The organism is Cupriavidus sp. DB3 (genome assembly GCF_020418465.1).
Taxonomy (GTDB): domain Bacteria; phylum Pseudomonadota; class Gammaproteobacteria; order Burkholderiales; family Burkholderiaceae; genus Cupriavidus; species Cupriavidus cauae.
On the sequence record NZ_JAIZPL010000002.1, the window covers coordinates 376,981 to 386,891 of the forward strand.

At 64.2% G+C, this 9,911-nt stretch carries 13 protein-coding genes and 1 pseudogene; 10 read left to right on the top strand and 4 right to left on the bottom strand.

Going from position 1 to position 9,911, the window contains the following annotated elements; translation table 11 throughout:
* Positions 1 to 15 precede the first annotated feature (15 nt).
* From K7G19_RS07465 to K7G19_RS07495, 7 genes are all read left to right on the top strand, one after another.
* Entirely contained in the window at positions 16 to 831 is an 816-nt protein-coding gene (locus tag K7G19_RS07465) for a PD-(D/E)XK nuclease-like domain-containing protein (RefSeq protein ID WP_370639507.1), read from the top strand.
* Complete coding sequence (recT, locus tag K7G19_RS07470; protein WP_226106666.1) at positions 828 to 1,871, top strand: recombination protein RecT; 1,044 nt, start codon at positions 828 to 830, stop codon at positions 1,869 to 1,871. The genes K7G19_RS07465 and recT overlap by 4 nt, the downstream gene beginning before the upstream one ends.
* A 62-nt stretch (positions 1,872 to 1,933) precedes the next feature.
* Entirely contained in the window at positions 1,934 to 2,311 is a 378-nt protein-coding gene (locus tag K7G19_RS07475) for a hypothetical protein (RefSeq protein ID WP_226106669.1), read from the top strand.
* 89 nt (positions 2,312 to 2,400) lie between these two features.
* Positions 2,401 to 2,778, top strand: a complete 378-nt coding sequence (locus K7G19_RS07480) for a hypothetical protein (RefSeq protein ID WP_226106671.1) — start codon at positions 2,401 to 2,403, stop codon at positions 2,776 to 2,778.
* Positions 2,775 to 3,158 (top strand): hypothetical protein, encoded by a 384-nt coding sequence (locus tag K7G19_RS07485; RefSeq protein ID WP_174108201.1) that lies wholly within the window; start codon positions 2,775 to 2,777, stop codon positions 3,156 to 3,158. The genes K7G19_RS07480 and K7G19_RS07485 overlap by 4 nt, the downstream gene beginning before the upstream one ends.
* 241 nt (positions 3,159 to 3,399) lie before the next feature.
* Positions 3,400 to 3,597 (top strand): excisionase, encoded by a 198-nt coding sequence (locus K7G19_RS07490; protein ID WP_226106672.1) that lies wholly within the window; start codon positions 3,400 to 3,402, stop codon positions 3,595 to 3,597.
* Positions 3,598 to 3,600: 3 nt separating this feature from the next.
* Positions 3,601 to 4,683: a phage integrase Arm DNA-binding domain-containing protein gene (locus K7G19_RS07495; RefSeq protein ID WP_226106673.1), complete on the top strand. Its 1,083-nt coding sequence runs from the start codon at positions 3,601 to 3,603 to the stop codon at positions 4,681 to 4,683.
* Positions 4,684 to 4,934: 251 nt separating this feature from the next.
* On the opposite strand, the gene K7G19_RS07500 is transcribed toward K7G19_RS07495, so the two are convergent.
* Entirely contained in the window at positions 4,935 to 6,437 is a 1,503-nt protein-coding gene (locus K7G19_RS07500) for an argininosuccinate lyase (protein ID WP_226106674.1), read from the bottom strand.
* A gap of 166 nt (positions 6,438 to 6,603) precedes the next feature.
* Here K7G19_RS07500 and K7G19_RS07505 point away from each other — a divergent pair.
* The 3 genes and pseudogenes from K7G19_RS07505 to K7G19_RS07515 form a co-directional block, all read left to right on the top strand.
* Positions 6,604 to 6,777 (top strand): annotated as a pseudogene (locus tag K7G19_RS07505) (AraC family transcriptional regulator); the annotation flags it as partial.
* A 301-nt stretch (positions 6,778 to 7,078) separates the two neighbouring features.
* Positions 7,079 to 7,543, top strand: coding sequence for an Rrf2 family transcriptional regulator (locus tag K7G19_RS07510; RefSeq protein WP_149316532.1), 465 nt, complete (start codon positions 7,079 to 7,081; stop codon positions 7,541 to 7,543).
* Complete coding sequence (locus tag K7G19_RS07515; protein ID WP_226106675.1) at positions 7,533 to 8,435, top strand: NAD(P)/FAD-dependent oxidoreductase; 903 nt, start codon at positions 7,533 to 7,535, stop codon at positions 8,433 to 8,435. The genes K7G19_RS07510 and K7G19_RS07515 overlap by 11 nt, the downstream gene beginning before the upstream one ends.
* A 33-nt stretch (positions 8,436 to 8,468) precedes the next feature.
* Here the strand turns inward: K7G19_RS07515 and K7G19_RS25060 are convergent, their stop codons facing one another.
* From K7G19_RS25060 to K7G19_RS07530, 3 genes are all read right to left on the bottom strand, one after another.
* Positions 8,469 to 8,831 (bottom strand): YHYH domain-containing protein, encoded by a 363-nt coding sequence (locus tag K7G19_RS25060; protein WP_226106676.1) that lies wholly within the window; start codon positions 8,829 to 8,831, stop codon positions 8,469 to 8,471.
* Between the two features lie 177 nt (positions 8,832 to 9,008).
* Entirely contained in the window at positions 9,009 to 9,191 is a 183-nt protein-coding gene (locus K7G19_RS07525; protein ID WP_226106677.1) for a hypothetical protein, read from the bottom strand.
* A gap of 152 nt (positions 9,192 to 9,343) precedes the next feature.
* Positions 9,344 to 9,862, bottom strand: coding sequence for a GNAT family N-acetyltransferase (locus K7G19_RS07530; protein ID WP_226106678.1), 519 nt, complete (start codon positions 9,860 to 9,862; stop codon positions 9,344 to 9,346).
* Between the last annotated feature and the right edge of the window lie 49 nt (positions 9,863 to 9,911).

Below are 9,911 nucleotides of genomic sequence, written 5' to 3' on the forward strand. Positions count from 1 at the left end.
GGCGTGCATCACGGCGTGCCGATCGACGAATACCACCGGCTGCCCGGCGCGTCGAAGTCGGTGCTCGACAGCGTGGCGCAGTCGCCGGCGATCGCCTACGCGCGGCACATCGACCCGGCGCGGCCGGCGCCACGCGAGAAGGCCGGCCAGCTCGAGGGCCAGCTCGCGCACTGCATGGTGCTCGAGCCGGAGAGCTTCGCCGAACGCTACATCGTGGGCCCGGACTGGAACCGGAACACGAACAAGTGGAAGGACTACGTGGCCGAGATGGCCGCGCTCCGGCCGGGCGCCGTGATCATCAAGGAAGAGCAGTACGAAACGGCGCTGCGGCAGGCTGAGTCGGTGCGCCGGCTGCCGGAGGTCTGCGACGCGCTGGCCGTCGGCGCGGCCGAGGTCACCGCCCTGTGGGTGGACCCGGACACCGGCGTGCAGTGCCGCTGCCGGCCTGACTGGGTGCACGACTGCGGCGACGCCGGCGTGATCCTGCTGGACCTCAAGACCTACTCCGACGCGAGCCCGGCCGAATTCCGGCGCCAGATCGCGCGCAAGCGGTACCACGTCCAGGACGCCTTCTACACCGACGGCTTTGCCGCGGCGAGCGGCCGCCCGGTGCTGGGGTTCATCTTCGTGGCGGTCGAGACGGAATACCCGTTCGCAGCCTGCGCGCTGATGCTTGACGACCCCGCCAAAGAAGCTGGCCGCAACGCTTACCGCCTGGACCTCGCCTGCTACGCCGACTGCCTGCGCATCAACCAGTGGCCCGGCTACAGCGACCAGATCGAAATCATCAGCCTGCCCGCCTGGGCAACCACCAACCGCAACGAGGAATGACCGTGGCACAAACCAACCTCGCAGAACTGAAGAAGACCTCCAAGATGGTGGCCGCGCAGGCCGGCATCGGCAGCGTGAAGGCCTTCTTCGAGTCGCAGAAATCGACGCTCGCAGCGGTGCTACCCAAGCACGTCAGCCCTGACCGCATGCTCAAGATCGCGCTCGGCGCCCTGCGCACCACCCCGAAGCTGATGGAATGCACTGTCGAGTCCCTGATGGGCGCCGTCGTGCAATGTTCGCAGTTGGGCCTGGAGCCGAACACACCGCTGGGCCACGCGTATCTGATTCCGTTCGAGAAGAAGAAGCAACAGAACGGCAGGTGGGTGACCGACAAGGTCGAGACGCAGATCGTGATCGGCTACAAGGGCCTGATCGACCTCGCGCGGCGCTCTGGCCAAGTCGTCAGCATCGCGGCACACGCGGTGCGCGAAGGCGACCACTTCGAGTACGCCTACGGCCTGGACGAGAAGCTCGAGCACAAGCCGGCCATGTCGGGCCGCGGCCGGGTAGTCGCGTTCTATGCGGTGGCAAAGCTGGTCGGCGGCGGCCACGCGTTCGAGGTCATGAGTGCCGAGCAGGTGAACGAGATCCGTGACGCCAGCCAGAACTACAAGTTCGCGCGCGACAAGGAAAAGACGGTGTGGGGCCAGCACTACGAGGAAATGGGGCGAAAGACGGTCCTGCGCCGGCTGTTCAAGTACCTGCCTGTCAGCATCGAGCTCGCCAACGCGTCGGCGCTCGACGGCCTGCATGCGCGTGGCGAAAGCCAGGCGCTGGACAACGTGCTCGAAGGGGACTACATCACGCCGGCCTCCGACTATGCCGAGGGCGACGATGAGCCCCCTGCCCAGATCGACAACCAGCCTGGCGGCGTGCCGATCGACTTCGACGCCAACGGCTTCGCAGAGAAGCTGCGCGCCTGCAAGGACGTCGAGACGCTGGGCCTGATGGCCGACGAGCTGCGCGACCTGCCGCAAGACGTGGCCGCGCCGCTGCTCGACATCTACCACGCGCGCCGCGACGAGATCACGGGCGCCTGACCGATTCGCGGCGCGCTTCGTCCCCTGCGGGCGCGCCGTCTTTTCTTCCGTTGGAGAGTGAGATGCTAGCCATTCGCCTTCCCCGCCCAATGAACGCGGCTCCAGTCGAGGAGCTGAAGGACGAGCGTAAGCCGGCGCCTGAAGAAGTCGTCATGTGGCGATGCCCGGTATGCCAGGAGATGCACGACTGTGAAGATGATGCGGCGGACTGCTGCGCCGAGGACGAAGGAAATGATGACTTGGCAAGCATCGCGCGCGCCCGTTGCCCGTCTTGCAGCACGCAATACGAGACATACGAAAGCGCCGTGGACTGCTGCATGTGGCTGACCCACAGCCCTGCTGAGCGATGGGAGCTTGCGCGGCAGTTGAAGGCATATGGCTACCTGCTGGAGAGCGCTCTGGCCAACGTGGTCGTTGAGCAAGATGGAGTGTTGCTGTGAGCCGAAGCCAGAAGCCACGCAAGCCGTACCGCCCGAGATGGAACCTTGGCGGCGTCAAGATCCGATCGGAGCCGTGGAGGGTAGCCGCTGTGTTCGACCCGCTGGAGGCGATCCTCGACGGCCTGGAACGCGACGGCGAGGTGACGACGACCCGCGACGGTACGCCGATCTTCCGCGACATGAACGACGGCCACTACTACGAGACTGCTCCGGCGCTGGAAGGAATCATCGACGCATTCCATACCCACGCGCTGCGTCAGAACCGGCCGATGCCGCTGGAGCCGCTGCGAGTGCTCGCACGCAAGCTGCGCTATGCGATGCCGCTGGAGATGTCGGATATCAAGGCCGCTCGGGCCGCGGTGAGAGTTCTCCGGGCCGAGTCGATGGAAATGACGCTGCAGTACGCGAACGACCTGATCCGGACGACGCAGATTCGGATTGAGATGGATGAGAGGGAGGCGGCATGAGTGAACCGACCATTCGTGAGCGCGTCATCACCGCACTGCTCGATGGCCAGCACATCGTCGCGGCGCAATTCGCCCGCGAGATCGGCAGCAGCGCCAACAGGGTCACGCGAAACCTGCGACTACTCGGCAACATGGTGCGCCGGGTCGAGCGATTCGAGGGACGCGGAAAACACTGCTGCGAGTACTCGGCAGCCAACGTCGAGGCCCTGCGCGCCGAACTCGAGCGCGACGTCTATGCACGCGAGGGATGCAGCCGGCCGCGCCTGCGCTTCGACGAGCTGCTGGAGGCCTGGGGAATCGCGACGCGACCGGTTCGCATCAAGCTGCCGCGGTTCCGGCATCGGCTGCTGGATCATGACGACGAGCTGGCGGGCGCATGATTGCCTGGGTGCAATGCGTGATGGAGGTCGACAGATGACTACCAAAAACCGAATCCGAGACACGGACCCTGACGAATTTGAAGAGCCGGAGGCCGAGTATCACGACGAAAGCAAGCCGTGCCGGCATGGGGTATCGCCCGCATGGGACTGCGATTGGTGCGCGGAAGACCAAGAAGAATGACCGAAGCGGCAGCACGCATCATCGAATTGACCCGCAAGCATTGGAATCTGGAGAAGGCACATGAAGAAGCGCCTCGATGAATGGCTCAAGAGCCAATTTGATCCGCCGCCCGCCATCCGCACCGCGCGGCTCTGGATTAAGGAAGGCAAGATCTACCCACCGCCGGTGAAGGTCGGCCGCGCCTATTATGTCGAGCAGAATGCCGTCTTTCAGGACGGCATCGCCCGGCCCTCCCTCGCACAACGCATTCCCCATTGAGCCATGGCAGCCCGCCCCCGAATTCGCAAGCGCGCCCACTTCCCGCCGAACCTCCACGAGCCGCGCCCGGGCTACTTCACCTGGCGCGATCCGCGTGATGGAAAGACGCACATCATCGGCCGGGTTCCCTTGGCGCAGGCTATCCACGAGGCAAATGAGGCGAATGTCATTGCCACCTCCGGACAACTGCAGCGCTCGCTGTCAGAACGCGTCGCGGGCGGTAGCCACACCGTCGCCGAGTTGCTCGACCGGTTGCCGCTCGACCACTACAAAAAGACAAGCCTCGCGAACATCCGCTCGTTGGATCGTGCGATCAAGGATGCAATCGGCCATATCGAATGCTCGGCGCTCACCACAAAGCATGTCGCCGACATGCTCGAGGCGATCAAGGAACGCGGCGCGGTGCGCATGTCCCAGTCGGTTCGTTCGCGAATCACGGTCGCTTGCCGCAAGGGCGTGTCGCTGGGATGGATGCCAACCAATCCCGCTGAAATCACCGAGAAGGTACGGGTGAAGGTCCAGCGCCGTCGCCTGACGCTGCCCGACTTCAAAGCGATACTGGAGAAGGCGCCAGCGGTCTCGCCTTGGCTGGAGAACGCCATGCTGCTAGCGCTCGTGACGGGCCAGGATCGATCAACTATCGCGAATTGGCAGCGTTCCACGATTCAAGGCGATGTCATCATCGCGCACCGGCCTAAGACGGACGCTCGCATTGCAATCCCCCTCGCGCTGCGAATGGACGCCATTGGCATGAGCGTTGGGGATGTCATTGCGCGATGCAAGGCGACGGGCGTCATCAGCCGCTACTTGGTGCATCACGTCAAAAGCTGGGGGCCGGCTAGACGTGGTGGGTCGGTGCGTCTGTCGAGCATTACATCGGCCTTCAACGAAGCGCGAGAACTTGCCGGCATTCGCGGCGACAACGCCCCGACCTTTCACGAGATCCGCAGTCTCTGCAAGCGCGTCTACATGGAACAGGGCGGCGTGGACACGAAGGCGTTGCTCGGGCACATGAGCGATGCAACTGCCGCGATCTACGCCAATACGCGCGGACTTGAGCCCATCCGAGTCCGCATTTCGGCGTAGTCGATTTTGAATGGATTTTGAACAGGTTTTGAACACCCCCCGCCACCATGCGGGTTTCCAGCCGGTGGCTACTGCTATTTCGATAACGATCAGAAGGTCAAGGCGCCATTCGATGCGCAACGGCTGATGGAACGGATCTCACCCGATCGGCATCGCGCAGAAAGCTAGTTGGTCGCCTCGTTGGTAGCCCACGGTGGTAGCCCGCGTTGGTGGCCCTCGTTGGTGGCCTTGTTATTGGCCTGGTTGTCTTCCTAATTCGCCGACTTGGCCAGCTTGCTGAAATCCCGATCCAGCCGGGCCAGCGATGCATCGATCCGGCCGCGCTTTTCCTTGATCCAGGCATCCTGCTGCGCCAGCGTCTGTTTTGCCGCCTTCAGCATCCGCTCCATCTCCGCAGGCTGCGGACCACCTACGGTGGCACGATGGCGAACGATCGCCACGGGATCGAGCGTGGCGCGGAATTCCGCTTCGCTCATCGGCAATTGCGCCGGCCCCTGGCCCTTGACCGCTTCCGCATAGATGCGCTGCGCCTGCGCATACGGGAATTCGCTGGGCCGGATATTGTTGGCCTTCGCATAGTCGACGATCTCCGATGCGAAGTGATGGCCCACGCGGAATGGCAGCTTGTATTTGCGCATCAGCACATCGGCCAGTTCCTGCGAGGCAGTCCAGTCGCTGTTCAGCTCCTCCAGCGCACGCTCGGGGCTGATCACCAGCGCGTTCAGGATCTTGTCCCAGCCCTGCAGCACGCGGATTGCGCTCTGCACCATTTCGCTGTTGGGCTTGACCTCCTTGGCGTCACCCATTCCCGGCGTGATGTTGTGCGCCTGAATCACCGGCCCCATCGCCAGCGTGACCGCGGTCGAGGCGTGCCGGCGCGTCGTGTTCAGCAGGCCGGGATTGCGCTTCTGCGGCATCGCGCTGGAGACATAGGTATTGCTGCCGCCCTCCTGCAACAGCATCCACGGACGCGATTGCGCATACTGCGTCATCACGTCTTCGATGAAGTTGCCCGCATGCAGCGCAATGCTGGTGACGATGGCGCCGACCTCGACCGGCTGTTCGGTCGAGGAAATCTGCGCGGCATCGTAGGCGTTGTCGACGATCGCCGAGAAGCCCAGATAGTCGGCCATGCGCGCGCGATTGAGCGGCCAGCTGGTGCCGTTCAATACGGTCGTTCCCATCGGCGAACGATCGATGCGCGCATAGGCCTCGCGAATCCGCTGTGCGTCGCGCTCCAGTCCCGCCGCATGGCCGAGCAGATAATGGCCCAGGCTGTTCGGCTGCGCCGCCACGCCGTTGGTGTAATTGGGCACGATGGTATTGGCGTGCTTCTCGGCCAGCGCTACCAGCGATCGGCTGGTCTTGTTCAGCTGGTCGGCCAGGCTCAGCAGATTGTCCCGCAGGATCGCGGCGCGGTAGGTCGCGTGCATGTCCTGGCTGGACCGCCCCGCATGCAGCAGGGTCACCTCGACGCCGGCCGCCTGGATCAACAGCGGCTCGAACGTGATCACCGTGGAGGGACGCTTGCCGCCCGGCCGATTGCCGTCTTCCAGCACCTTGACGAGGCCCGACGCGATACGCGGAGCGAGTTGCTTGTCCAATAGCCCTTCATCCGTATTGATCACGGTGGTGGCCTTGTTGATTTCGCCGAGCCAATAGAACTCGTCGCGATTGACTGCGGATTGGGAAAAGGCGGGAATGGCGTGGGCGGAAATCGCCAGGGCAAGAATGCCAATTCGGGTTTTCAACACGGCTGGTTCGCTTGTCTCGTTATTCGGTCATTGTCGGGCGACGCCGGTGCAAAAAAGGCGCCACGGGATTACAGCCGATTGCGGACGCAGGCGCAAGGCTATACATTCAGCAGACAATGACAGCGTCCCTTCCCACAAGAGGGCCCCATGCCGGCCCCTGCCGGCCATGACGAAACGTCGTGCCAAGAGCCCCGATTGGGTGCATCGCGCCGAACCGGCGCAGGGCATCGAGCGCATCGAGGCCTTCTTCATCGGCAACGCCTATGCAATGCACCGGCACGATACCTATGCCATCGGCCGTACGCCGGCCGGCGTGCAGTGCTTCCAGTATCGGCGCAGCGCCGTGGCAGCCGGCTTTGCGGACCAGAGCCACATGACGCGGCACTTCACCAAGGCTTACGGCATTCCGCCGGCCAGATGGCTGCGCATGGTCCAGTCGGCCAACGGCCGCTGATTCGGCTCGCACAATCGTTCAAGACGCCGCAGCCGCGTCCGCATTACGCTGCGCTCTCCCGCATTCACGGAGAGAACCCATGCAAGCCACCCAATCATCGGCCCCGGCTTCCCGCGGTCAGGGCGTCGCAATCGACCTGCTCTCCTTTATCTTGACATTCGGCGTTTCATGTAACACCATAAGTTCCATGAAACGCGATAGCAGACTGTCAGGCGTGCTCCACGTCCTGTTGCACATGGCCGAGCACGATGGCCCGGTCACTTCCGAGGTTCTCGCCAAGGCGATGGAAACCAATCCCGTGGTCATCCGCCGCGTGATGGCCGGCCTGCGCGAGCAGGGCTATGTGCGCTCGGAAAAGGGCCATGGCGGCGGCTGGACGCTCGCCTGCGACCTGTCCAGGGTCACGCTGCGCGACGTCTATACCGCGCTTGGCTGTCCGTCGCTTCTGGCGATCGGCAACCGGACCGAATCACCCGGTTGCCTGGTCGAGCAAGCCGTCAATGCCGCGCTCGACCAGGCCTTCAACGACGCGGAAGCGCTGTTGCTGGCGCGGCTGGGCGAGGTCACGCTGGCGATGCTGAGCGCCGATTTCCACAAACGGATGGTCGCCCGCGGCGGCCGCCACGATCTGGAGCACGTCCATGCGGTATGACGCCATCGTCATCGGCGGCAGTTTCGCCGGCCTGTCGGCAGCCACCTATATCGCGCGGGCAAGGCGCTCGGTCTGCATCATCGATGCGGGCGCCCCGCGCAATCGCTTTGCCACGCATTCGCACGGCTTCCTGGCCCAGGACGGCAGCAATCCCGCCGCCATGCTCGCGACCGCGCGACAGCAGGTGGCGGCGTATCCCACGACCACGTTTATCGAAGGTCGAGCCATCCGCGCGTCAGGAGAACTGGGGGCCTTCTCGGTGCGCCTCGAGAACGGCGAGGCGGTGGAAGGCGCCAGGCTGGTGCTCGCGTACGGCATCTCCGACGAACTGCCCGACCTGCCGGGACTGAAGGAACGCTGGGGCAAGTCGGTGATTCATTGCCCGTACTGCCATGGCTTCGAATTCAGCGACCAACGCCTGGGCGTGCTAAGCATGTCGCCGATGTCGGTCCATCAGGCCATGCTGATCGCCGAATGGGGACCGACCACGCTCTATTTGAATGGGGAGCCGGCCGCCGACGAAACCGCACTCGCGGAGCTGGAAAAGCGTGGTGTCGCGATCGAAGCGGCGCCGATCAAGGCGCTGCACGGCGAGGGCACGGCGCTATCGGCAATCGAGTTTGCCGATGGCCGAACCACCGCGGTCGACGCGCTCTATCTCGCCGTTCGCAGCCGCCAGAACAGCGACATGGCACAGCAGCTGGGCTGCGAAATGGAAGACATGCCGTTCGGTTCGATCATCCGTACCGATGCGCAGAAGAACACCACGGTACCGGGCGTCTACGCCGCGGGCGATATCGCCCGCGGCATGCAGAGCGCGACGTTCGCCAGTGCCGATGGCGTGATGGCGGGCGTGGCCGCGCATCAGTCGCTGGTGTTTGGGGCGCGATAAGGCGATTGGCGAACTTCGGGGCCGCGAGGCGCGCTAGCACCCGCCGTAGTTCTTGCGACCGCTAGCGGTAATCGTATAGGTGCCGCCGCGCGGCCCGCGATAGCAGGTAGGGCCGGTGGACGAACCTTGGCGGGCCATGAAGGCATTGGCCGATGGGTGGGTCCTGGCGCCAGGTGCCGGCACCGCGCGGACGCCGGTATGTCCGCTTCCTCTGTGGCAGTGGTACTCGCCAGTTTTCCGGTTCGTGTGACAACCCTCGGCGTTCAGTCCGCCCCCATGGGCACTCGCCGCCCCCGTGAACAAAAAGAAAATGGCTCCTGCCCCCCACTGCAGGATCGTCGCCCCAACATCGCGTCCACCGATGTGAAGCTCCGAAACAGCGCTGAATACACGCATGCGACCCTCCCGTTCTAATCGTTATCGTCCTGACGTGGCGCGATGCCAACACGAAGACGTACGATTGTCGGAGGCGGGCTCGAATCTCGCCATACCGCCGAAGGGGGAAACACCTCAGGGCAGCGACAGGCCGCGAGCCAGAACGCTACGGTCGCTTTCGAAGCCGAGCAAGCACGATCAATCGCCGGACTTCTCCGGCGGCACCGCCTTCCCCAGCAATTTGCCAAGCAGGCCCGTCTTGGCCGCTGCCGCGCCGCGGCGCTCGGTCTTCGGAGCCGGGCCGCCGCGCTTGGCGCCGGCCTGTTTCATGCTGTTGGCGATCTTCAGGCCTTTGTTCTTTTCGAGGTCGGTTTTCTTCACGGGATCATCTCGGTAGTCGAGGCCGGCATTGTACGCAGGTGAACGGACGATGTCCGAGCCGGCACCTTGGCAGGCGGCCGGTCCTCGCGGTCTCGCCGCAGAGGCAACCTCCTTTCATGTCTCGCTCGTGTCGTCGCCGGCGCGCCCACACTCTACCCCGTCACCCAGAACGCCTCGTCATACTCCACCGTCCCCGCCGGCCACTCGCCTTCGAAGCGCACCGCCTGGAAATATTCCGGCGGGACATCGGGCAATACGAGGTCCGCACGGCAAACGAAGCCGAAGCGGCTGTAATAGGCGGGCTCTCCAAGCACCACGCAGCCTCGCGCGCCGCGCCGGCGCAGCGCGTCCAGTGCTGCGTTCATCAGCAGCGTACCAGCACCTTTCGACTGCCAGGCGGGCAGTACAGCGATCGGACCAAGGCCATACCAGCCTTCGCTGCCATCGGAAATCGCGACCGGGGACACCGCCACATGACCGACGATGCGGCCGCCGAGCTGGTCGGCGTCCGTGGCCACCAGTGAAATCGACAGCTGCCCTCGCGCGCGCAATGCATTGACGATCAGCGGTTCGGTACCGCTGGCATGCGTCGCGCTGCGGAAGGCTTCGGCGACGACCGACTCGATCACCGGAATATCGGCGGGGACTTCGTCACGGATCTGGATTGGCATAGTCGGTCCTCTACAAGGAGGTGGGATGGCGATGCTGGCACCGGATCAT

Coding starts and splice junctions, on each gene's coding strand:
- K7G19_RS07475 (WP_226106669.1), top strand. CDS start 1,934: ATGCTAGCCATTCGCCTTCCCCGCCCAATGAACGCGGCTCCAGTCGAG.
- K7G19_RS07485 (WP_174108201.1), top strand. CDS start 2,775: ATGAGTGAACCGACCATTCGTGAGCGCGTCATCACCGCACTGCTCGAT.
- K7G19_RS07495 (WP_226106673.1), top strand. CDS start 3,601: ATGGCAGCCCGCCCCCGAATTCGCAAGCGCGCCCACTTCCCGCCGAAC.
- K7G19_RS07515 (WP_226106675.1), top strand. CDS start 7,533: ATGCGGTATGACGCCATCGTCATCGGCGGCAGTTTCGCCGGCCTGTCG.
- K7G19_RS07510 (WP_149316532.1), top strand. CDS start 7,079: ATGAAACGCGATAGCAGACTGTCAGGCGTGCTCCACGTCCTGTTGCAC.
- K7G19_RS07530 (WP_226106678.1), bottom strand. CDS start 9,862: ATGCCAATCCAGATCCGTGACGAAGTCCCCGCCGATATTCCGGTGATC.
- K7G19_RS07490 (WP_226106672.1), top strand. CDS start 3,400: ATGAAGAAGCGCCTCGATGAATGGCTCAAGAGCCAATTTGATCCGCCG.
- K7G19_RS25060 (WP_226106676.1), bottom strand. CDS start 8,831: ATGCGTGTATTCAGCGCTGTTTCGGAGCTTCACATCGGTGGACGCGAT.
- recT (WP_226106666.1), top strand. CDS start 828: ATGACCGTGGCACAAACCAACCTCGCAGAACTGAAGAAGACCTCCAAG.